Below are 23200 nucleotides of genomic sequence, written 5' to 3' on the forward strand. Positions count from 1 at the left end.
GATGAGGCTGAGAGAGATCATACGCGAGGCGTGGAGGGATATGACGTCCGGCATGGCCGGCGCCGTACCGCTGGTGTTGCTGTCGTTTCTTCTGGTGTTGTGCTGCGCGGGATTGGATGTCTGGCAGATACTTGACGTGGAGAGTCAGGCGATCGAATACCGGGAGGCCAAGGGGAACGTTACGCTTATCAAGAACGAGGACGGCGTCGATGGGCGGGCCTGCGCGCAGCTGGCGTCGCAAGACGGCATCGAGGCGTCCGGCGCGTTGCGTCAGGCCGGGGAGATGACCCTGAACGCGCTGCCCGACAATCGGTTCGTCATCTACGAGGTCACGGACGGTCTGCTCGACGTGGTGGACGCCGGCAACGACGACCATCAGGGAGTGTGGCTGCCGCAGGCGGTGGCCGAGAAGCTGGCGGTGTCGCAGGGAGCGGTGTTGGAGACGACGCAGGGCGAGATTCGGGTGGCCGGCGTGTACGACTGGGCCGAGGACGGGCGGGACTCCCGCATCGGCTATGCGGTGCTGATGCCGGTGGCGTCGTATGGCGCCTTCGACGAATGTTGGGCGTCGGTGTGGCCGTCCTCGGATATGACCGACACGCTGCGTCTGAGCGTGTTCTACAGCATGGACCCGTCGCATTCCCAGACCGGTCAGGTGAACTACACCTTGGGGGACACGATGGACGCGTATGGGATGTTCTCGTCCCGTCTGACCAGATTCGCCGTGCCCGCGGCCGGCGTGCTGATGGCGTTGGCCGCCGCCGCATTCTGCCGAAGACGGAAGCTGGAATTATCGGGCAATATGCATGCCGGTGCGGGCAGGTCGGTCGTGGTGCTGCAGATGGTGGTGGAGCATCTGGTTCCCGTCCTGATCGGCTGGGCCAGCGCATACGCCGTGCTGTACGTCATGATCCGCCTGCAGGGCACGACAAGCGCTCCCGACGTGTTCATACTCGAGCTCAAGGAAGGTCTATGGGTGCTCTTCGGCGCATGGGCCGGAACCATGGCCGCCGCGCTGACCATCCGGGAACGCGACCTATTCACCCACTTCAAAACCCGCTAGAGGTCAGTGCTAACGCATGTTTCCGCGTATCGGGAAAACCATTCGGGACTGAACCCGCGCCCCCTCGTCATCTCGGGTGCCCCGCGCCCCTCCTCGTCATCTCGGGCAAGACGCACTCCTCCTCGTCATCCTGAGCGGAGGCGGAGCCGAAGTCGAAGGATCTCACGCAGTCACCCTATGCTGCGCAGGAAATCCTCGGTTTCCTTCACGAGCTGCTCGGCCTGCGGCGCGCCGATGGAGGCGTCGCGTTCGGCTTCGGCGTTGAGATCGTATTCACGCTCCAGATGACGCACATAATCGGCGAGATGGTCGTTACAGCGAAGCAGCATGGAGGCCTGCGCCTCCCAACGCTTGGTCTTCTCCGCCAAGCCGCTTTCGTCGAATTCGATGCCGGTGAGGCATGAAAGTCCACGCATCAGTTCCAAAGTGCCCTGCGCGCATTCCTCACTGCCGAGATACTGCGGAAGGGACACCCACATCGAGGTCGTGGCGAAGCCCGCTTCGCCGGCCATCGCGTCCAATACCGTCGGAATGCCGATCGGGCCGTTGTATTGCCGGTCGTCCTCGCAGGCGCGGCTTCCGCTGCTGATGCTTATCGGCAGCGGACGCGTATGCGGACAGTCGGCGAACATGGCACCCAAAGTGACCACATGGTCGACGTCCAGCTCCTCGGCGATATGCAGACTCTGCCGACAGTATTCCCGCCAGCGGTAGTTGGGTTCCGGCGCGATCTGCGCGATGATGCGCTGCCTGTGCGAAAGCGCGATCTCATAGAACGTCGTCTGAGGCCAGATGATGCGGGCACGGCCGGTGACATGGCACATCATGGGACGCGACACCTGATAATCGTAGAACCCGTCGCAGCTGATATGGCGAATCTCGCGCGACTCATAGCGTTTGACCAGATGGCGGATCACATTGGTGGCCGCCTGGCACGCGTCGTTCCAGCCATCGAACGCGGCCACCATCACCAGGCCGGACCGCTGCTTCGTATCTTCTGTCATATTTTCTACAGTAGCGGTTTTTCCGCTTACGCATCCGCTTCAGCCGTAAGCGAGGAATGGCGGAACGATGCAGAAAACCCACTGTACCGACTGCGCGACACGCCCTATTTTGCAAATTACGCCGATGTGGTTATAGTAGTGACTCGTGCTTCGGCGGGTACAAACCGCTGAGAACACACGCGGACATAGCTTAGTTGGTAAAGCGCAACCTTGCCAAGGTTGAGACCGCGGGTTCGAGTCCCGTTGTCCGCTCTAGGTCCGAAGAGTTGACGAACCTATATGGTGGGTTAGCCAAGCGGTTAGGCAGCGGCCTGCAAAGCCGTATAGACGAGTTCGACTCTCGTACCCACCTCTCAGGTGACTGGGCAACCAGTCGACTGAGACGCAGACCCGGGCGGTTGGCGCAGTGGTAGCGCACTTCCCTGACACGGAAGGGGTCACAAGTTCGAATCTTGTATCGCCCACTCAGGTCGGAGCAATCCGACCGGTGATAACTGAATACCGTATTATTACGGGCGATTGGCGCAGCGGCTAGCGCACTTCGTTCACACCGAAGGGGTCGTAGGTTCGATTCCTACATCGCCCACTGGAATCCCGCTTCTCACGGTGGGAATCCTTTGCGGACATAGCTTAGTTGGTAAAGCGCAACCTTGCCAAGGTTGAGACCGCGGGTTCGAGTCCCGTTGTCCGCTCCATCATGCCTCGCCAAACGGCGAGGTTTTTTCGTATTCGCCCAACGATGCGCGTTTCTTTGTCGAGATAATCCGCGCTTCATCCACTTCCACCCGTCCCGGCAATGATACGATTATTGCGCAAAGGAGCGGACGATGGGAACTTTGGGGGAGTCGCCCACAGTGGCGATAGTGGACAACGACCGATTCACCAGACGCGCGATACGGCAGGTTCTCGAGGATGGTGGCTTCTCAGTGGTCTGGGACAGGGCCAGCGGTCTGGCGGCGGAACATCTGGTCATGCAAACGCAGACACGGCCGGATGTGCTGTTGCTGGACATGTCGCTTGACGAACAATCCGGCGTGGAAGTGTGTCGGTCGATTCGCCGTAGCATCGCGGATATCCGCATTCTCGGCATCACCGCGTTCCCTCCGGATATTTATGCCGGGTCTCTTGCCCAGGCCGGCGCACAGGGACTGGTCACCAAGGAATCCGACCGTCAACTGCTGTCCGCAATCCACGCGTTGCTCGACGGTGGAACATACTGTCCGCAGGTGCCATCCGTGACGTTCTCTACCGCGACCAAGGCGTTTACCGCTCAGCAGAAGACCAGGGCAAAGGACGAGAGCCCGCTGACGGACCGGGAACGCGCGGTACTGGAGAGCTACGAGCGGACGGGATCCTACAAGATCACCGCCAGCCAGCTGGGAATCAGCGATTCCACCGCGCGCAACATCATGCATCACGCCAAACGACGTCTTGGCGCGACCAGTACAGCGGCAGCGATCGTGGCTTGGCATGAACGCCAGCCGAAGAAGGCACGTCGATGACAGGACGACACGCCAGAATTCGGCGATTATCTGCGACATATGACACTGATGCGACTCTGCATAACGCCGACTCGACTCCACATGATGCCAGAGCTGCGCGCATGACGGTATTGCAGCGTGTATCGCAGAATGTGCGGGCGCATTGGCTGCGCATGCTCATCGCGCTTGTCTGCGCCGTATCGTTCGCGGCGTTCCTTGCTGGCCCGCTGCGCCGCGTCATGATCACAAGTCCCGATCTCGCCGCCATGTATGCGCTGCTGCTGGTTCTGCTCACCGTCAACATCGCGTTCCCCCGCGTGGCGGGAATCGGTATGGCTGTACTGTCGATGGTGTCCGTCGTGGTGTTCCTGAACGTCTACGAATCGCCGTTCTCGCTGGCCGAAGTGATACCGATACTCGTGGCCTATCTGATGGGGTCGCTGGCGTATTCGGCCACGATCGGCATCTCGCTACCGTGCTGTGTGATGGTGTGCTTATCCTATGTGCTGCCTCATCGTTACCTCATACCGATGGCGGGTCTGTTGGTGCCGGACATCGGCTGTGTGCTCGAATGCATCGCGGCCTTCGCCTTGGGTTACGCGCTTCGATTGCAGACACAGCTGAAAAACCAGCAGACGCAGGAGAACGAACTGCTGCGTCTGCGAGCGCAATCCGAAAAACTGAATCGCATGAGGACTCGTGTGAATCTGCAACGCTTGATCCATGACTCCATCGCCGGTGATCTCTCCTATATCGCATTGATCACCAGACCCCACGCCGGTCAGCCGGTGGACGCGGACCGCATCGAGACGGTCCATCACCATGCCGTCGCGGCACTGACCCATACCCGTCAAGCCATCGCCATGCTCAGCGACGAGACGCCGCTTGTCGACGGTACGGTTGAATATCCCGCTTTGCCAAATCCCGTTATGCCCGACACGGTTATGCAGCAATCTGGGGCCGTACCTGCCGATTTGGCGAAGATGATCGCGCAATGCGATGCCGATCTGCGGAGGTTGGGGATGGACGGCGGAACGACCGTGCTGACCGCACCCGACTTCACACTCGGACAGGATTCCGAAAGCCTTGCTCGATGGGATACTGTGATGTCGCTGATGCACGAGATATACGCCAACATCGTGACGCACGGCCAGTTGGATGGGGTCTATGCCGTCCAAATCCGCCTGGTCAACGGCGAGGCGCGCATCCATGCGGAGAACGAGACGGGTGAGAGCACGTCGATGTCGCCCATTCTCGGATCGGGAACGGGCCTTGCCCGCCAACGCCGACGCATCGAGCAGGCCCACGGCTCGCTCGATATCTTCACGCAGGACGGACGTTTCTCGCTTTTCGCGGAGATTCCCCTCGTCATCCAGTGATTGCATGAAGACATCCGGTCGTGCGAAAGAAGAATATGACTATAGACAAACGTCTATGCGTCTAGCCCGCCATTAACTGAAGCTTCGTCATATCTCTAGACTGTTAAAGCATTGTTGTTTGCGGGTCTGCGCGACAAATGTGAAGTGAGGAGATGCACGATGAAGCAACATCAGGGAAACCATCATTATGGTGCACAAATCCTCGTATGGTCGTTAATGTCAGCGATCATTGCCGTATCAGTTACTGTAGAAGCTTGCGCTCTCTGGTTGCCTGATCGAACCCCAAATGTGCTGTCTGAAGCAAAAATCATCGCAAGTGCGCCAACAAGTGTGCAAGATTATTCGGGAAACCAGCCAGTTACGGTAGTTCCTACCGTATCAGCATCGCAAACTCTACTCAGCAATGTCTCGGGGATAGTGACCGCTGACCAGTCCGGACAGGGACTTGTCTCCGGAAAAGCAGCATTTGCTGTGAACGGTCGTGCCATCATAGCGTTATCCACGTCCACGCCTTTGTACCGAAATCTAAAAATAGGCGACAGTGGTGAGGACGTGCGTGCCGTAAATAACGAGCTCAATCGTTTGGGATACAACTCCCAGCCTGAATCAGACCTATTTCAGTGGTCAACATCTGACGGCTGGCGACAGCTAATGTGGGATAACGGCAACGAATCCAACGGGGAATTATTTATTGCCGATACCCTATGGATTCCCAATACTACCGTTGCGGTTGATGCTTGGACGGCTAGGCAGGGAACTCAGACCACTGCTGGTAGCCAAGTCGGAGAGGTTCCAGGCCTTATCACCGCTCTTACCGTTAAAAACGGACAGCCTTCGCAACAGGATAGAACACTCACTGTGGCCAAGTTAACCGCTACGTTGCCAGCCGGTACTACAACAATTACAGATCCTGTTTTTCTACAGCAATTCACAAATTCCGAAGAAGTCACATCTTTGAGTCCCGAAAGTCTAACAGCTGGTCTCAGCGCGACATTATCGTTATCAAAACCGTTGCTGGTGTTGAGAGTGCCGGCAGGAGCGGTATTCGATGTGAATGGGCAGTATGGGTGCATCGCTCCGGCGTCAGGTAAAGACAAAGGGAAACCGATACGTATGGATATCGTTGGAAATGAATTAGGGGTCAGCCTACTCAAATCGGAGCAGGTCGATATACAGCAAATCCGAACAGTGATGCTAGGGGAAACGCTTAGCGGCCTTGTCTGCAAATAACACGGTTTCCAACAGAACAGTGACAGTCATGACAGTACGACGCATTCAGATAAATGATTTGGCTCATAAATTCCCCACTACGGATTTACTCTTTGAGCACTTAAACTTCACCGCTGATCAAGGGCAGACAGTGGCTGTATGCGGCCCCAGCGGATCAGGGAAAAGTACTTTGCTATCAATTCTTGCCGGATGGGAGCAACCATATGCAGGCAAAGTGGAAAAACAAGGGATTCAGCGAATCAGATGGGTATTCCAGAACCCATATGGGGTATCAGGACGCACTGCGCTAGATCATGTAGTGTTTCCTCTCCTGGCTCAGGGAATGATGCGGTGTGAGGCAGAGTCCAAGGCTGTAGAAGCCATGTCTCTGTTCGATTTGGAATATGCTGCGCAACGACGATTCTCTGAGTTGTCAGGCGGAGAAGCTCAACGACTTATGTTGGCACGTGCTGTATGTTCGCAACCCGACCTGCTACTTGTGGATGAGCCCACCGCGCAATTGGATATGCGCACTGCGCACACCGTAAGTCGTGTATTAGGTCATCTCGCCGGACAGGGAATGATTGTAATGATCGCCACCCATGATCCTTCAACTCGCGACGCATGCAGCCGTGTCATCGACCTGTCCGTTTATGAACCTTTGCAACGCAGGGAACAATCATGAAGCTCCGTTCCATTTGCTCTGAAGCAATACGCAATATCTCTTCTGGCACAACTCATGCTTTCATCCTGATGCTGGCAATTCTGTCGGTAAGCACCCTATTAGGCGGATATGAAGCCGTCTCCGTCGTTGGCTTGGAACAAGAGGCTTTTGCACGTATTCATGCGAAAGCCGATGTGATGACATTCGTCAGTGAAAACGTAGATGGCGAGGCCTGCGATCGACTGATCGAAGCAGAGAATGGCCCATCCGTCGCAGGAGCCGTACGCGACGGACCGCAGGTCACTCCATTGTCAACACCAGGGAAAGATCTCAGCTCCTACGAAGTCACTCCCGGCTTGGTTCCACTGTTGATGAATAATGCCTCCACCGCAGCTGGAGATATCTCTGGTATTTGGGTGTCATCCTCCGTATCGCAGGACTTCGGTTTGATACCTGGCAGTATCTTGGAAACCGATCATGGGGACACGAAAATCGCAAACATATTCGAGTGGCCGAATGATGGACGGGATACACGTTTCGCCTATGCGCTAATCGTTCCTTCTTCTTCGACCCAAGGATGGTATGACGAGTGTTGGGCAAAAACATGGCCCGATAATGATGGCCTGAAATCCTTGCTCTATTCCACTGGAGTACCGACAGGGAATATCGAAGCCCGAGTAGGGGTCACAAAATTGAATAAAGGATTCGATTCTCATTATTCCGCCTATGCAACATACTCCACTCGAATCACACGTTTTGCGCCGTGGCTTGGTTGTGCCGTCGGAATATTCATAGGAGTGTTCGCGGTACTTCGCAGACGACTTGAATATGCAGGTGCGCTTCATTGCGGACAACGCAAGCACGCGCAACTTCTAGGAATGCTTTTGGAGACATGCACGTGGGCGGGATTGGGCGCAACATGTTCAATCAGCATCATCGTGGCATATTGCGCACGATTCGCTTGTACCGATACAACAGCAGTGATATGTGGCGCAATACGTTCGCCAATCGCAACGTTCTGTGGCGCTCTTTTTGGTGTGTTCACAGCTGGATTGTTTATCAGGGAATCACAGTTGTTCCGATTCTTCAAACAACGTTAGGACGGTCTCCCTATAGGCTTTACCTTTCAAATTTGTCCTTGTTATGCGCGGTGCCATGCCTATAGACGTTTGTCTACGAGGCATGGCACCGCACTTGCTCCGCGCAAAGCGCCCTGCTTATCGTTTTTGATACATCAAGCAAAGAAGCTGTACAGATTTAAAGGACGAAGCCGTCTTTTCCGAATCATTTATGACAGGGAGACAAGCGACCATGATTCCACGAAAAAAGTATCGGAAAGCACATCATATTGTGGCAATCGCTGTATGCGTCTCGCTGCTGATGGTGTCATCGTCTTGCGGAAACACTGTATCCGAGACAAAAAACGGCAACACAACTGCGCAATCCGACGACATAGGACGCATGATGAGTGATGGCGTTGGCGAAAAGGCGGCATCGTCCTTATCTGAATATATCGATCAATCCATTCGAATGGTCGAGTCCAGCCAACAACTGAAGGAATTCGATCCTTCCGGCGACGCTTCGCGGCGAATACTGAAAGTACTTGAACGGGCCAAATCTCAAGGAGGCGTCTCCGTATCAGATTACGAGTCGGTCTGGGCCGATTACAAGCAGTGCATGGTGGATCGAGGATATGAGGATATCAAACTCATCAAAGAGTCTAACGGAATATACAAGGAGGCACCGCACCGCGCAGGAACCGAAGAACAAAACGCTCGCTACGGACAAGACATGCTTGAATGTGGAACACTCACATACGCGACAATCGCCGACGTGTACAAGATGCAGATCGGTAATCCGAATCTGTATAAAAACCAATACGAGGGCGCACTGGACTGCCTTCGCCGCAATGATGTGGCGCCAAAAGGCTACACCATGGATGATTTCCGATTCGACCTGTACGAAGCTGCTTCCAAGGATGAACTGAAGCTCGACATCTACAAGCCAGAAGCGTCCCAATGTCTGGTGGCGAACGATATCACCGTCTTCAGCGAAGATAGCGTGACCGAGGAACTCTGGTAGATGAAGAAAGGCAATCACGATGGCCAAGACATTGACGGGACGTGGCGTTCGCGTACTCCTGTGCATCATATGCTCCTTGGCTGTCATAGCGAACGGCATCGGATGGTGGCTTCAGCAGGCAACCCGGGATGCCGCTCCGCTGGTGGTCGTCTACGCGCATGAGAAAGGGCAGCAGTCCGCGGCGGGCAGCCATTGGGCACGACTGGTATCCTCCGCATGCGACTGCGACATCGTCTGGCGCGATGTGACGCCGGACAGTACAGAGTCCAGGGCCGTATATGGTTTGGCCAGTTATCAAGGCAACCCCGAACTGGACGGCTTGTCGGTTCCCGACGTATTCGTCTCATTCAGCCAGGTGACCGGACCGGACACCATCGCCCGTGGATACGCCGACGACTATCTCGATTTTCACCGATATCTCGATCGCATGCCGAATGTGACTCGGTACTTCGCGGAGGTTCCCCAGGCGTTCGTCGCCGCGCAGCGAGGCGACAGATCAATCCGTTCCATCCCGGGGGACTCCGGCGAGGACTATGACGGGTCCATGGCGCATATGTTCATCAACCGAGCTTGGTTGGAACGGCTGGGACTGGACGTTCCAACCACATGGGACCAGCTGACCGACGTGCTGAGGGCTTTCCGTGACGGCGATCCCAACGGCAACGGCGAGGCGGACGAGATCCCATTCGCCATCAGGCCCACCGAGAACAACGATCCTGGTGGCACCGAGACGTTCGAGCCCGACGGATGGCAGCTGTTGCTGAACTCCACCGGCACGCCCACTCAACTCAACGAACAGGCCGGGCAGAACCTGTTCGCAGGCATGGATTCGTCCGTAAAGGACATCTCCGCATCCAACGCCGTACGGAGGGTGGGTGATTACCTCGCCGATCTCGCGTCCGAAGGACTGGTTCCCTCGGAATCGTTCGCAAGATCATACGCGCTGAAACAAGCTAACGAGGCGATGCGCGAGGCCATGCAGTCGGACGGGGGAGGGGTTCCCTCCGATTCCGGCGGCGCAGGCTCGTCAACGCTTGTCGGTTCCACATTCGTTGGCACCACATTCGCCGAATACGAATCCCAATTATCCGCGCCGATTCCGTTGGTGGGAGTGGCGTTCGCCTTCGACGCTTCGGCATTCGAACCCAACGAAGACCAGTACGAGTCCATCTCCATTCCCGCCGAGCGTGATGGTGTCCAACCCACCTGGGACCGCAGCGGCCGTGTGCGTTTCAATCTCAATGGCGTATCGGTGAGGGCGAATACCCGGCATAGGGATGACGCGTTGCGGGTCGTGGACGCGCTGTTCGACGAATCGGTTTCCCTCGCCCAATTCTATGGGGAGGAGGCCGTCGACATCACGCATGAGGACGGCCGGACCATGGTGAGCGTGCAGGGGGACGGCACGTATCCGCTCGGATATGGACGCGCGTTCGTCGGTTGGATTCGCCCTGGAACCATCATCGTGGGGGACAAACCCCGCGAGCGCTATGTGGCGGCCGACAAGCCGTATCGGGAAATCTATCGTCGCATGGGGGCGGACGGCGTATTCCCCATGGGCATGTATCTGCCCGCGACAAGTGGCACCGGCATCGGGAGCGTCACAGACCAGTGGCTGGCCGAACAGGTATGCAATGCATCGGTTCCATATGATCGTGATAAGGCCTGGAACGCATACGTCCGTGCACAATCGGAGGATTCCGCACGCGCCGGCCAGAGGCGGGAATGGCAGAGGGAATACGATCGCTACATGGAGCGGGACAAGACTCTGCGTTAGGACCATGCGGATGTCTTCCCGCGCCTCTATCGTGTCCTCTGTTGCATATAACCAGTCCAGGTCTGTTTTAGTAACGCGGACCCCGAAAGATAGGACATTATCATGGCTGCAAGCCCCATCTCCATTACGGTCAACGGCGAAGCGAAGGAGGTGGAGGCAACCACCACCGGCACCGAGCTGTTCGCGGACGACAAGAACATCATCGCCGTGCGTCTCAACGGCGAACTGCGCGACCTCTACACTCCGCTGAGCGACGGCGACACGGTCGAAGCCGTGGCCCTCGACTCCGAGGACGGTCTGAACATCATGCGCCACTCGGCCACGCACGTCATGGCGCAGGCCGTGCAGGAGATCTACCCGAACGCCAAGCTGGGCGTCGGACCGGTTATCGAGAACGGCTTCTACTACGACTTCGACGTGGACACGCCCTTCACTCCGGAGGATCTCAAGGACATCGAGAAGCGCATGCAGCGCATCATCAAATCCTCCCAGTCGTTCCGCCGCCGCGTGGTGACCGAGGAAGAGGCTCTGGCCGAGGAGGCCGACCAGCCGTACAAGATCGAGCTCATCAACGACAAGCAGGCGCATCTCGACCCCGAGGCCGCCACCGAAATCGATGAGAAGGAGCTGAGCTTCTACGACAACGTGGACCGCGACGGCAATGTGGTGTGGAAGGACCTGTGCCGCGGCCCCCACCTGCCGAACACCCGTTTCATCAAGGCGTTCAAGATCGAGCGTTCCGCCGCGGCCTACTGGCGCGGCAGCGAGAAGAACCCGATGCTGCAGCGCATCTACGGCGTGGCGTTCTTCACCAAGGATGATCTGAAGGCCTACCAGACCCGTCTCGAGGAGGCCGCCAAGCGCGACCACCGCAAGCTCGGCGCGTCCATGGACCTGTTCTCCTTCCCGGACGACATCGGTCCCGGTCTGGCCGTGTTCCACCCCAAGGGCGCCGCGATCATCAACGCCATGGAGGACTACTCGCGCGAGATGCACCGCAAGCACCACTACAGCTTCGTGCAGACCCCGCACATCACCAAGGGTGGCCTGTACGAGACCTCCGGCCACCTGCACTGGTACAAGGACGGCATGTATCCGGCCATGCACCTCGACGAGGAGCGCGACGCGGAAGGCAACATCACCAAGCCGGGCGCGGACTACTACCTGAAGCCCATGAACTGCCCGATGCACAACCTGATCTTCAAGGCGCGCCAGCGTTCCTACCGCGAGCTGCCGCTGCGCCTGTTCGAGTTCGGCACCGTGTACCGCTACGAGAAGTCGGGCGAGGTGCACGGCCTGACCCGCGTGCGCGGCCTGACGCAGGACGATTCCCACATCTACTGCACCCGCGAGCAGATGAAGGACGAGCTGGCCAACCTGCTCACCTTCGTGCTGAATCTGCTCAAGGACTTCGGCCTGACCGACTTCTATCTGGAGCTGAGCACCAAGGACGAGCACAAGTACGTCGGCTCCGACGAGATCTGGGAGGAGGCCACCAACACGTTGCGCGAGGTGGCCGAGGCTTCCCATCTCGACCTCGTGGCCGATCCGGGCGGCGCCGCGTTCTACGGTCCGAAGATCTCCGTGCAGGCCCGCGACGCGATCGGCCGCACCTGGCAGGTCTCGACCATCCAGCTCGACTTCAACCTGCCAGAGCGCTTCGACCTCGAATACATCGCGGCCGACGGCACGCACCAGCGTCCGGTGATGATCCACCGCGCTCTGTTCGGTTCCATAGAACGTTTCTTCGCCGTGCTGCTCGAACACTATGCGGGCGCGTTCCCGGCGTGGCTCGCCCCCGTGCAGGTGCTCGGCGTGCCGGTGACGGACGAGGTCGCGCCGCATCTGGCCGGTTTCGTCAAGTCCCTCGAGGACGAGATGGTGCGCTGCGAGGTGGATTACTCCGCCGATCGCTTCGGCAAGAAAATCCGCAACGCATCCAAGTCCAAGGTGCCGTTCATCCTCATCGTGGGCGACGAGGACATGACCAACAACGCGGTGAGCTTCCGCTTCCGCGACGGCAGCCAGCTCAACGGCGTGCCGGTGGACGAGGCCCGCGCCAAGATCCTCAAGGTGATCGCCAAGCGCGTGCAGGTCAACTCCGCCGACGATTTCACCGCCGCCACCGCGGAATAAACACCCATTATTCCGTCATCCCGAGCGGAGGCCGAAGGATGGAGTCGAGGGATCTCCTCGCGTGATCATGAGAAGAGATCCCTCGACTCCACTTCGTTCCGCTCGGGATGACGGGTGAACGAAGCCGAGCTCGGGATGACGGGTGAACGAAGCCGAGCTCGGGATGACGGGTGAACGAGGCTGAGCCTGGGATGACGGAATAATTCGTATAAGCACACAGCACGAAGGAGTGAATATGACCGACGAACACGTGCGTGTCGATGATCCGGCAGGGTTCCCTCCGCAGGAGGACGCGGTCGAACGCTTGTGGACTCCGCAGCGCATGACCTATGTGCTGCGTGGTTCCGACGACCGCCCCGCCAAACCGAAAGCCAAGGAGTGCCCGTTCTGCGCGGGACCTGCCAAGTCCGATGAGGACGGCCTGATCGCGTGGCGCGGCACGCATGTGTTCGCCATCATGAACCTCTACCCGTACAACGTGGGCCATCTTATGATCTGCCCGTACCGTCATGTGGGGCTTCTCACCGACTTGGACGACGCCGAGCTCTTCGAGTTCGAGAAGGCGACCACGCTGGCCATGAAGGTGATGGAGACCGTTTCGCATCCCGACGGATACAACATCGGCATCAATCAGGGCGAGGTGGCCGGCGCGGGCGTGGCCGCGCACCTGCACCAGCATGTTGTGCCGCGGTGGAACGGCGATGCCAACTTCATGCCGATCGTCGCGCAAACCCGCACCATGCCGATTCTGCTCTCCGACCAGCGGACCGCCTACGCGGCGGCCTTCGCGGATCTCGCGCCGCGGTTCGGCCTACCCGCGTCTTCCACTATCTGAGGAAACGCCGGCGTTTGTCGGCGAACCGCTTTAAAATCAATTCGTTTGTCTTATCGTCTAGCCTGAACGGAGCAATATGTCAGGGCATTCCAAGTGGGCGACCACCAAGCACAAGAAGGCCGCCATCGACGCCAAGCGCGGCAAGCTCTTCGCCAAGCTCATCAAGAACATCGAGATCGCGGCCCGTATGGGCGGCGGCGATCCGGACGGCAACCCGAGCCTTGCCGACGCCATCTACAAGGCGAAGAAGGCCTCCATGCCGGCCGACAACATCAAGCGCGCCGTCAAGCGCGGCTCCGGTGAGGAAGCCGGCGGCGCCAACTATGAGGACATCGTCTACGAGGGCTACGCTCCCGCCGGCGTGGGCCTGATCATCGAATGTCTGACCGACAACCGCAACCGCGCGGCCGCCGACGTGCGCTCCACCCTGACCAAGGGCAACGGCTCGCTGGCCACCACCGGTTCCGTGAACTTCAACTTCGAACGCAAGGGCCAGATCGCCATCCCGTCCGAGGGTGTGGACTTCGACGACCTGTTCGAGAAGGCCGCCGAGGCCGGTGCAGAGGATGTGGCCGACGAGGGCGAGATGTTCGTCGTCACCACCGACCCCTCCGACATGCACACGGTGCGTCAGGCCCTGCTGGACGCCGGCTACGAGTACGACTCCGCCGATCTGGTCATGGCTCCGAAGAACGAGGTGGAGCTCAGCCTCGAGGACGCCCGCAAGGTCTCCAAGCTCATCGACAACCTCGATGATCTCGACGACGTGCAGAACATCTACTCCAACTGGACCGCCTCCGACGAGGTGATGGCCCAGCTCGACGAGGAGTAATCCTCGTGATCATCCTTGGCGTCGACCCCGGGCTCACACGCTGCGGGGTCGGCGTGATCGAAGCCGGCGCGCACCGCCGGCTTTCGTTTATCCACGTCGACATCGTGCGTTCCTCGCCGGATATCTCGCAGGATCTGCGATTGTTGGCGGTGTACAACGGGCTGGCGGAGAAGATGGAGCGATTCGCGCCCGACGCGGTGTCCATCGAACGCGTGTTCGCCCAGTCGAACCGCAACACCGTGCTCGGCACCGCGCAGGCGGCCGGCATGGCGATGTTGGCCGCGGCGCAACGCGGCATTCCTGTGGCCCTGCATACGCCCACCGAGGCGAAGCTGGCGATCACCGGCAACGGCCAGGCGGAGAAAATTCAGGTGGAGCGTATGGTCACGCGCATCCTCAACCTGTCGAAGATGCCGACTCCGGCCGACGCGGCCGACGCGTTGGCGTTGGCGATCTGCCATGCGCTGCGCCCGTCCGGCGCGTTGCAAGGCGGTGAACGCGAACAGCATCTGACGCCCGCGCAACGCCAATGGGCCGAAGCCGCGCAAAAATCCTCCCGCCGCCGCATCAACGCAGACCGTGGAATGTGAGCTGCCTTATGCAATTCCTCCGGAATTGCATAAGGCAGCTCACATTCTCCATCCGCCCCCATATGATACACTTCGAACAGTTGTTCGACTTTGGAGGACGCATATGATTGGAATGCTGACCGGGCGGGTGGAATCCGTGGATGCCGATTCCGCACTAATCGACGTCGGGGGAGTGGGATACGAGGTGCGTATGCCCGCCGCCGATCTGGGCCGCATCCATATGGGCCAGGAGGTGCGCGTCCACACCTATCTCAATGTGTCGCAGGACGCCATCACCTTGCACGGCTTCCTCGACGCCGCCGCGAAGAAAACCTTCCTGCAGTTGATCAAGGTCTCCGGCATCGGCCCCAAGGTCGCCCAGTCGTTGCTTTCCACGCTCACGCCCGGCCAGCTGGCCCGCGCGATCGCGGACAACGACGCCACGGCCCTCGCCAAAGCGCCGGGTTTGGGCAAGAAGGGCGCGCAGAAGATCATCCTCGAACTCAAGGGATCGATCGACTTGAGCCAGGTCGAGGGAACCGCCGCTTCCGCGAACGCCCAGACAGCCGAGGAGGACGCCGGCACGCATCAGGTGGTCGAGGGCCTAATGTCGCTCGGCTGGCGTCAGCAGGACGCCGAACAGGCGGTGGCCGAGGCGTGCCGAGACAACGCCATCGCCACGCCGCTCGCAGCCGAGGATGTGCCGCGTGTGCTGCGGCTCGCTTTGACTCTTATGGATAGGGGACGCTGATGAACAACGCATCGACGCCGCTGAACGAAACACCCGCATACGGCCAGTCGAACACCGGAGCGAACGAGGAATCCCTGCGCATGGTCTCCTCACAGCCCATCGGCAACGAACCGGTGAGCGACGAGGAGCTGCGTCCCCACGCGCTCGACGGCTTCATCGGCCAACCGACCCTCAAGGCGCAACTGCAACTGTTTTTGGACGCCGCGCGCAAACGCGACGTTCCGCCCGACCATATCCTGCTCGCGGGCCCTCCCGGATTGGGCAAGACGACGCTGGCGATGATCGTGGCCAACGAGCTGGGGGTGCCGATCCGCGTCACCTCAGGCCCGGCCATCCAGCACGCCGGCGATCTCGCTTCAATCCTCAGCTCCTTGGACACCGGTGAGGTGCTGTTCATCGACGAAATCCACCGTCTGCCGCGCGCGGCCGAGGAACTGTTGTATATCGCGATGGAGGATTTCCGCGTGGATGTGATGGTGGGCAAGGGACCCGGCGCCACGTCCATTCCGCTCACCCTGCCGCGGTTCACGGTGATCGGCGCCACCACGCGCGAAGGCATGCTGCCCTCGCCTCTGCGCGCGCGTTTCGGTTTCACCGCGCATCTCGACTTCTATCCGATCGACGAGCTGGAGCGGCTGATCGACCGCTCGGCCGGCGTGTTGGGTGTCAATCTCGACGAGGGCGCGGCCGCCCAGCTGGCCATGCGTTCGCGAGGCACGCCGCGTATCGCCAATCGTCTGCTGCGCCGCGTGCGCGACTGGGCCATCGTGCACGATCTCATCGTGGTGCGCGCCGCGGACGTCAAAGAGGCGCTGGACCTCTACCAGATCGACTCGGAGGGTCTGGACCGACTGGACATCGCCGTGCTTAAGGCCATCGTGACCAATTTCAACGGCGGGCCGGTGGGATTGAACAATCTTTCCGCCATGGTGGGAGAGGAGTCCGAAACCGTGGAGACGGTGTGCGAGCCGTATCTGGTGCGCGAGGGATTCCTCGCGCGCACGCCGCGCGGCCGCATCGCCACCGAGAAGGCGTGGAAGCATCTGGGATTGGTTCCCCAGGATGATGTCAGCAAGCTCTTTTAGAATCTTCAAGGCCAGATAGTCCGTTTTCCATCATCAAGGAGTTTCTCTTGGGTAGTTCGCTTTTCCTCATCGTCATCATGGTCGCTATGATCGGCATGATGTGGTGGCAGTCCCGCAAGGCCAAGCAGCAGCAGGCGGAGCGTCAGGACTTCCGCGCCAACCTGCAGCCGGGCACCGAGATCATCACCATCGGCGGCGTGATCGGCAAGGTCGTCTCCGTGGACGTCCAGTACGAGGAGATCGTCATCGACTCCGAAGGCTCGCTGATGCGCTTCTCCTTCAACGCGATCAGCAAGGAGTACGTGCGCCCGGCCTATATCTCCGACGATGAGGTCGATGAGAACGGCAACCCGATCGAGCAGGATCCGATCGAGCAGAACGATGACGAGGCGCAGGTGCCGATGGACCAGGCGCTCGAATCGGCGGAGAACACGGTCGAGACGACCGAAACCGTCGAAGCCGAGGTCGTGGACACCGAGGTTGCCGACGAGCAGCCGCAGGAAGCCGCCAAGTAATCCACGTTCACGCCGCGCATATTGTTTTTTGCCCGCCAATCGTCATATGGAGAGCCACATCGTCATGTCGAACACCGATATCGCCATCGCTGATCTCGGCAAGATCGGGGCCGAGGATGCCGCGTATCTTGTCTCTCTGATTCGTTCGATTCCCGGATTCCCCAAAGAAGGCATCATCTTCCGCGATTTCATGCCGGTACTGGCCGACGCCAAAGGCCTGCATCTGATGATGAAAGCGCTGGAGGCGGCACTGCCCGTACCTGCCGAGGATTTCGATGCCGTCGCCGGACTGGAGGCCCGCGGATTCCTGTTCGGCCCCGCCTTGGCCGCGCATTTGGGCAAAGGCTTCATCGCCGTCCGAAAAGCGGGCAAATTGCCGCCTCAGACCATCCGCGAATCCTATGATTTGGAATACGGCAGCGAAAGCGTCGAAATCGAGGCCGAAGCCGTCAAACCCGGCGAACGCGTGCTTATTGTGGACGATCTGATCGCCACCGGCGGCACCGCGGCGGCGGGCGCGGAACTCATCGAACGCGCCGGAGGCACGGTCGTGGGATTCAGCTTCGTGATGGGCCTCGACGGCCTGAACGGCACCGGCAAGCTCGGAGGTCGCCCCACCAGCGTGCTGGTCACCATGCCGGCCTGACCCGCTGGTTCCATACCCTCATCATTCCAAGGAAGCATCCATGGATCTTTACGAATATCAAGCCAGAACGTTGCTTGAGGAACAAGGCATTCCGACTCCGCGAGCCGTATTCGCCCAGAATTCTCACGAGGTGGCCGAAGCCATCGAAACCGTCGGATTGCCCGGGGTGATCAAAGCCCAGGTCAAAATCGGCCATCGCGGACAGGCCGGCGGCGTCAAACTCGCCAAAACCCGAGACGAAGCCATCCTCGCATCCGAGACGATTCTGCCCATGAGTATCCACGGGCATAAGGTGTCCGGCGTGCTGGTGGCCGAAGCCAAAAACATCCTGCATGAATACTATGTGTCCATTTCGGTGGACCGTTCCTCCCGCGATTATGATGTGCTGGCCACCGCCGCGGGCGGCACCGAGGTCGAGGAGATCGCCAGGGAGCATCCCGAATCGGTGAAGCGACTGCATATCGGCGCGCTGGAGGATTTCGACATCGAGGCCGCCACCCGCATGGCCGAAAGCATCGGCTTCTACCATGCCGACGTCGACCAGGCCGCGCAGATCCTGCTCAAGATGTGGCGCTGCTTCAAGGAGAACGACGCCACGCTGGTGGAGATCAATCCTTTGGCGAAGATCGGCGATCCCGACGACGAATCGTCGAAGACCCTGTGCGCCCTTGACGCAAAAATCTCCTTGGACGACAATGCGGCGTTCCGCCACGACGGTTGGAAGCGTTTCGAAGACGCCGTCCAGGCCGACCCCTTCGAGCAACGCGCCCGTGAACACGGGCTGCATTATGTGCATCTCCACGGCGAAGTCGGCGTGATCGGCAACGGCGCGGGACTGGTGATGAGCTCGCTCGACGCCGTGTCCGGTGCCGGGGAGGAACAGGGCACCGGCATCAAGCCGGCGAACTTCCTCGATATCGGCGGAGGCGCGTCGGCGCAGGTGATGGCCACCAGTCTGGATATCGTGCTCTCCGACCCGCAGGTCGAATCGGTGTTCATCAACGTGTACGGCGGTCTGACCTCCTGCGAGCAGGTGGCCGAAGGCATACTCGAAGCGGTGGCCGCCCGCGGCGGTTCCAAGCCGCTGGTGGTGCGTTTCGACGGCAACGCGGCGGCCGAGGGGCTGAGCACGCTCGCCAAAGCGAACAATCCGAACGTCCATGTGGCACAGACCATGGAGGAGGCCGCCAGCCAGGCCGCGCGCATCGCGGCCGACGCGGTCCAGTCGAAGGAGGCGCGCTGATGACGCTGTTCATTGAAGACGGGGCACCGGTGATCGTCCAAGGCATGACGGGGCACCAGGGCATGACCCACACCGCGCGCATGCTCAAGGCCGGCACCAACATCGTCGGCGGCGTGAATCCCCGCAAGGCCGGCACCACCGTTGATTTCCCCGCCGCAAACGATGGGCGGGACGCGCATGTTCCCGTATTCGCCACCTGCGAGGAGGCCAAACAGGCCACAGGAGCCAAGGCCAGCGTCGTGTTCGTGCCCCCGCGATTCGCCAAGGGCGCGGTGGTCGAAGCCATCGAAGCCGGCATCGAACTGATCGTGGTGATCACCGAAGGAATCCCGGTGGCGGACTCCGCCTACTTCGTCTCCCTCGCGCGTCGTAAAGGCGTGCGTCTGGTCGGCCCCAACTGTCCGGGCCTGGTCACGTTGGGCGAGCCGGGAGTGAATCTCGGCATCATCCCCGACGGCATCGTGTCGCGCGGACCGCTGGGTCTGGTGTCGAAATCCGGCACGCTGACCTACCAGCTGATGGGGGAGCTGAGCGATATCGGCTTCACCGCATGTCTGGGTGCCGGCGGCGACCCGATCGTCGGCACCACCCTGCAGGAGGCGCTGGAGGCGTTCGAAGCCGATGAGGCCACCAAGGCCGTGATGATGATCGGCGAGATCGGCGGCAATGCGGAACAGGACGCGGCCCAGTGGGCCAGCGAGCATATGACCAAGCCCATCGTCGCCTACATCGCCGGATTCACCGCTCCGGAGGGCAAGCAGATGGGCCATGCCGGCGCCATCGTCTCCGGTGGCAAGGGCACCGCGCAGGACAAGAAGGAAGCGCTTGAGGCCGTCGGCATTCCGGTGGGCAAAACCCCGGGCCAGGCCGCCGCTCTGATGCGCGAGGTGCTCGCCAAACAGTCGCTGCTATGATCGAAACCCTCAAACAGTGGGGCAGGGGACTGCTGCTTTCCATTCTCGCCATGGCCATCTTCGCGATATCGCTGGGATGCTGCATCGCGCTGATCCTGCTGGTCGTCTCGATGGAAGAGGGCGGGGACAACCTCTCCGCCCATACGGTGCCGCTCACGCAGGCCGTGGTGCTGCTCAGCCAAGGCATCGGATTCACCACATCGTCCATCACGTTGACGATCATGCCGCTTGGCCTGACCATGCTGTTGGTCGCGCTCATCGTCTCGCTGATCAAACGTATGCGGGCCGCCTCTCCGCATGCACTGGCCGCAGGACTTGTGGGATGGCTGGTACTCAACGCCATGCTCAGACAGGGCGTTGAAGTTGGTCTGACGGATGCTCTGGGGCTCTCCCTGCTTAAATGCGCGGGGCTATACGCGTTCGCCGTTATCTGCGCCGCATGCGCCAGCACACGCGTGCGCGAAGGCGTGGCTCAGTTCGTCCGGGACCATCTTTCCGCACCGATCCGCCATTGCCTGGCATGCTCTCTGGCGTTGGCCGGCATATTGCTGGGCGTATACACGCTGTGCGCCATCGGCACCGTGATCGCATGGATCTGGATGAACCACGACACAATGGGCACGGTGTTCGAAATGGCCGGTATGCAGACCGGCTCGCGTGTGCTCACCACCATCGCCTCGCTGATCTGGCTGCCCAACCTATGCGTATGGGCGTGTTCATGGCTGTTCGGCGCGGGTTTCGCGATCGGAGAACTCGGCACCTTCACCCTGTGGGTCGGCCAGTCCAGTGGACTTCCGGCCATTCCGATCTTCGGCCTGTTTCCGGATCCGGTCGAGAATGACGTGCTGCGTACGCTGGTGCAGACGATCCCGATGATAACCGCCCTCGTACTCGGACTGCTGGTCGTTTTTCTACCGCGCGGTTTCGCGTATCGACCGATGCGGATGATGCATGAGCGGACCGACAAGCGTATGGTGCTCGACCTGGTGTATCCGGCAGCGGCCTTCTGCCTGGCCGGCGCGTTGGTGGCCGTCTGTTCCGCGGCCGTATTCGCCCTGTCCAACGGTTCGCTGGGGGAGCACAGGCTCGCCCATGTGGGTGTCGATGTGGTGCAATCCACCCAATCCGTCGGCCGTCCCACCGCCATCGGACTGTTCGCCGCATGGATGACGGCGCTTGTTGTCACCGCCGCGTTTTTCGGGATAGGCTGGATATCACGCCGTGTCTCGCAAACACGCGACACGCACAGGCCGCCCCGCACCGCCGCCGTCGCGCGCACCGCCTGCGGCACCACGGATGCAAGCGCGTCCGGCCAATCAACCGACTTGCAACCTTCAGATTCACAACCCAAGGAGGAACAGGATGACAAACACGAACCGACCGATTCGCCGAGCACTGGTATCGGTCTTCCATAAGGAAGGAATCGAGGTGCTCGCCGACGCGTTCGTGAAAGCCGGCACCGAGGTCGTCTCCACCGGGTCGACCGCCAAAACGCTCGCTGCTCTGGGCGTGAGCGTCACCGAGGTCAGTGAGGTCACCGGATTCCCCGAAAGCCTGGACGGCCGTGTGAAAACCCTCGATCCGCATATCCACGCGGGCATTCTGGCCGACATGACCAACGCCGACCATGTGGCGCAGCTTGAGCAGTTGGGCATCAAACCCTTCGATCTGGTGGTCGTGAATCTGTATCCCTTCGCCGATACCGTGCGTTCCGGTGCCGAAACCGACGCCATCATCGAAAAAATCGATATCGGCGGCCCCTCCATGGTGCGCGGCGCGGCGAAGAACCATGCCACCGTGGCCATCGTGACCGATCCGCAGGATTACGCGCTGGTCGCCTCCCGCGTGGCCGACGGCACCGGCTTCTCGTTGGATGAGCGCCGTTGGCTGGCGGCCAAGGCCTTCGCGCACACCGCCGCCTATGACGCGACCATCAACGAGTGGACCGCCAAGCAGTGGCCCAAGCCCGCCACCGTGGCGGCCGACGACGAGCAGACCGATACGGCCAAGTTCCCCGCGCAGTTCACCCGCACGTGGGATCGCGCCAACACGCTGCGCTATGGCGAGAACTCGCACCAGCAGGCCGCCTTGTATCTCGATCCGCTCAACCAGACCGGCTTCGCGCATGCTGAACAGCTCGGCGGCAAGCCGATGAGCTACAACAACTATGTGGACGCCGACGCCGCATGGCGCGCCGTGTGGGATATGGCCCCCTCCATCGCCGTGGCCATTGTCAAGCACAATAATCCGTGCGGTCTGGCCATCGGCGCTACCGCGGCCGAAGCCCATAAGAAGGCCCACGCCTGCGATCCGGTGAGCGCCTACGGCGGCGTGGTGGCGTGCAACACCACCGTCACGCTCGACATGGCCGAAAGCGTGCGTCCGATCTTCACCGAGGTGATCGTGGCCCCCGCCTACGAGCCCGAAGCTCTGGAGCTGCTGCAGACCAAGAAGAAGAACCTGCGCATCCTCAAGGTGGCCGAACCGCCGAAGGGACACGAGCAGATCCGTGCCATCGACGGCGGCCTGCTGGTGCAGGACACCGATCTGATCGACGCTCCCGGCGATGACCCGAACGGCTGGAAGCTCGTCTCCGGCGAGGCCGCGGACGCCGAGACCCTCAAGGATCTCGTGTTCGCATGGCGCGCCATCCGCTGCGTCAAGTCGAACGCCATTCTGCTGGCGCACGACCAGGCCACGGTCGGCATCGGCATGGGCCAGGTCAACCGCGTGGATTCCTGCCATCTGGCCGTCGAACGCGCCAACACGCTGGCGGACAACGCCGATCGCGCCACCGGCGCGGTGGCCGCGTCCGACGCGTTCTTCCCCTTCGCCGACGGCGCCGAAATCCTGATCAAGGCCGGCGTCAAAGCGATCGTGCAGCCCGGCGGATCCATCCGCGACGAGGAAGTGATCGAAGCCGCCAAGCAGGCCGGAGTGACCATGTACCTCACCGGCACGCGCCACTTCTTCCACTGATCGAGCAAGGGCCGGCTGGACGATACTTCCGTCCAG

The 23200-nt window shown here is 60.3% G+C and carries 21 protein-coding genes and 5 tRNA genes; 25 read left to right on the forward strand and 1 reads right to left on the reverse strand.

Going from position 1 to position 23200, the window contains the following annotated elements; all coding sequences use genetic code 11:
- The first annotated feature begins 1 nt into the window (after position 1).
- Complete coding sequence (locus tag BE0216_RS01665; protein WP_143249268.1) at positions 2–1063, forward strand: hypothetical protein; 1062 nt, start codon at positions 2–4, stop codon at positions 1061–1063.
- A gap of 170 nt (positions 1064–1233) precedes the next feature.
- Here the strand turns inward: BE0216_RS01665 and BE0216_RS01670 are convergent, their stop codons facing one another.
- Complete coding sequence (locus BE0216_RS01670; protein ID WP_169714245.1) at positions 1234–2067, reverse strand: PAC2 family protein; 834 nt, start codon at positions 2065–2067, stop codon at positions 1234–1236.
- A 179-nt stretch (positions 2068–2246) separates the two neighbouring features.
- Here BE0216_RS01670 and BE0216_RS01675 point away from each other — a divergent pair.
- The 24 genes from BE0216_RS01675 to purH all read left to right on the forward strand — a co-directional run bounded on the left by BE0216_RS01675 (position 2247) and on the right by purH (position 23164).
- Positions 2247–2319: transfer RNA gene (locus BE0216_RS01675), tRNA-Gly, on the forward strand.
- A gap of 29 nt (positions 2320–2348) precedes the next feature.
- Positions 2349–2419 (forward strand) — tRNA-Cys (locus BE0216_RS01680).
- Positions 2420–2459: 40 nt separating this feature from the next.
- Positions 2460–2531: transfer RNA gene (locus BE0216_RS01685), tRNA-Val, on the forward strand.
- Between the two features lie 49 nt (positions 2532–2580).
- Positions 2581–2653, forward strand: a tRNA-Val gene (locus BE0216_RS01690).
- 33 nt (positions 2654–2686) lie between these two features.
- A tRNA-Gly gene (locus BE0216_RS01695) sits at positions 2687–2762 on the forward strand.
- Between the two features lie 132 nt (positions 2763–2894).
- Positions 2895–3569 (forward strand): response regulator transcription factor, encoded by a 675-nt coding sequence (locus BE0216_RS01700; RefSeq protein WP_094636209.1) that lies wholly within the window; start codon positions 2895–2897, stop codon positions 3567–3569.
- 152 nt (positions 3570–3721) lie between these two features.
- A complete protein-coding gene (locus tag BE0216_RS01705; RefSeq protein WP_193042823.1) occupies positions 3722–4927 on the forward strand; it encodes a sensor histidine kinase in 1206 nt (401 codons plus the stop codon).
- Between the two features lie 159 nt (positions 4928–5086).
- Complete coding sequence (locus tag BE0216_RS01710) at positions 5087–6157, forward strand: peptidoglycan-binding domain-containing protein (protein WP_094636207.1); 1071 nt, start codon at positions 5087–5089, stop codon at positions 6155–6157.
- A 28-nt stretch (positions 6158–6185) separates the two neighbouring features.
- Positions 6186–6821, forward strand: a complete 636-nt coding sequence (locus BE0216_RS01715; RefSeq protein WP_094636206.1) for an ABC transporter ATP-binding protein — start codon at positions 6186–6188, stop codon at positions 6819–6821.
- Positions 6818–7900, forward strand: coding sequence for a hypothetical protein (locus BE0216_RS01720; protein WP_094636205.1), 1083 nt, complete (start codon positions 6818–6820; stop codon positions 7898–7900). Before BE0216_RS01715 ends, BE0216_RS01720 begins: the two co-directional genes overlap by 4 nt.
- Positions 7901–8111: 211 nt before the next feature.
- A complete protein-coding gene (locus BE0216_RS01725; protein WP_143249267.1) occupies positions 8112–8882 on the forward strand; it encodes a hypothetical protein in 771 nt (256 codons plus the stop codon).
- Between the two features lie 19 nt (positions 8883–8901).
- Positions 8902–10659, forward strand: a complete 1758-nt coding sequence (locus tag BE0216_RS01730) for a type 2 periplasmic-binding domain-containing protein (protein ID WP_094636203.1) — start codon at positions 8902–8904, stop codon at positions 10657–10659.
- Between the two features lie 102 nt (positions 10660–10761).
- Positions 10762–12795, forward strand: a complete 2034-nt coding sequence (thrS, locus tag BE0216_RS01735) for a threonine--tRNA ligase (RefSeq protein ID WP_094636202.1) — start codon at positions 10762–10764, stop codon at positions 12793–12795.
- Between the two features lie 235 nt (positions 12796–13030).
- The gene (locus BE0216_RS01740) at positions 13031–13630 is read left to right on the forward strand and encodes an HIT family protein (protein ID WP_094636201.1); all 600 of its coding nucleotides are present in this window, start codon (positions 13031–13033) and stop codon (positions 13628–13630) included.
- Between the two features lie 76 nt (positions 13631–13706).
- Positions 13707–14462 (forward strand): YebC/PmpR family DNA-binding transcriptional regulator, encoded by a 756-nt coding sequence (locus BE0216_RS01745; protein ID WP_094636200.1) that lies wholly within the window; start codon positions 13707–13709, stop codon positions 14460–14462.
- A 5-nt stretch (positions 14463–14467) separates the two neighbouring features.
- Complete coding sequence (ruvC, locus tag BE0216_RS01750; RefSeq protein ID WP_094636199.1) at positions 14468–15052, forward strand: crossover junction endodeoxyribonuclease RuvC; 585 nt, start codon at positions 14468–14470, stop codon at positions 15050–15052.
- A gap of 103 nt (positions 15053–15155) precedes the next feature.
- Entirely contained in the window at positions 15156–15782 is a 627-nt protein-coding gene (ruvA, locus tag BE0216_RS01755; RefSeq protein ID WP_094636198.1) for a Holliday junction branch migration protein RuvA, read from the forward strand.
- A gap of 20 nt (positions 15783–15802) precedes the next feature.
- A complete protein-coding gene (gene ruvB, locus BE0216_RS01760) occupies positions 15803–16867 on the forward strand; it encodes a Holliday junction branch migration DNA helicase RuvB (RefSeq protein WP_094636443.1) in 1065 nt (354 codons plus the stop codon).
- A 77-nt stretch (positions 16868–16944) separates the two neighbouring features.
- Positions 16945–17382, forward strand: coding sequence for a preprotein translocase subunit YajC (yajC, locus tag BE0216_RS01765; RefSeq protein WP_094636442.1), 438 nt, complete (start codon positions 16945–16947; stop codon positions 17380–17382).
- A 64-nt stretch (positions 17383–17446) separates the two neighbouring features.
- Positions 17447–18028 carry an adenine phosphoribosyltransferase gene (locus BE0216_RS01770; RefSeq protein WP_094636197.1) on the forward strand — a complete coding sequence of 194 codons (582 nt, stop codon included), beginning with the start codon at positions 17447–17449 and terminating at the stop codon, positions 18026–18028.
- Positions 18029–18068: 40 nt separating this feature from the next.
- On the forward strand, positions 18069–19271 hold the full coding sequence (gene sucC / locus BE0216_RS01775) for an ADP-forming succinate--CoA ligase subunit beta (RefSeq protein WP_094636196.1): 1203 nt from the start codon (positions 18069–18071) through the stop codon (positions 19269–19271).
- Positions 19271–20185, forward strand: a complete 915-nt coding sequence (gene sucD / locus BE0216_RS01780) for a succinate--CoA ligase subunit alpha (protein WP_094636195.1) — start codon at positions 19271–19273, stop codon at positions 20183–20185. Before sucC ends, sucD begins: the two co-directional genes overlap by 1 nt.
- Positions 20182–21600, forward strand: a complete 1419-nt coding sequence (locus BE0216_RS01785; protein ID WP_094636194.1) for a cell division protein PerM — start codon at positions 20182–20184, stop codon at positions 21598–21600. Before sucD ends, BE0216_RS01785 begins: the two co-directional genes overlap by 4 nt.
- On the forward strand, positions 21548–23164 hold the full coding sequence (gene purH / locus BE0216_RS01790; protein WP_094636193.1) for a bifunctional phosphoribosylaminoimidazolecarboxamide formyltransferase/IMP cyclohydrolase: 1617 nt from the start codon (positions 21548–21550) through the stop codon (positions 23162–23164). Before BE0216_RS01785 ends, purH begins: the two co-directional genes overlap by 53 nt.
- Positions 23165–23200 lie beyond the last annotated feature (36 nt).

The organism is Bifidobacterium eulemuris (assembly GCF_014898155.1).
Classification (GTDB): Bacteria; Actinomycetota; Actinomycetes; order Actinomycetales; family Bifidobacteriaceae; genus Bifidobacterium; species Bifidobacterium eulemuris.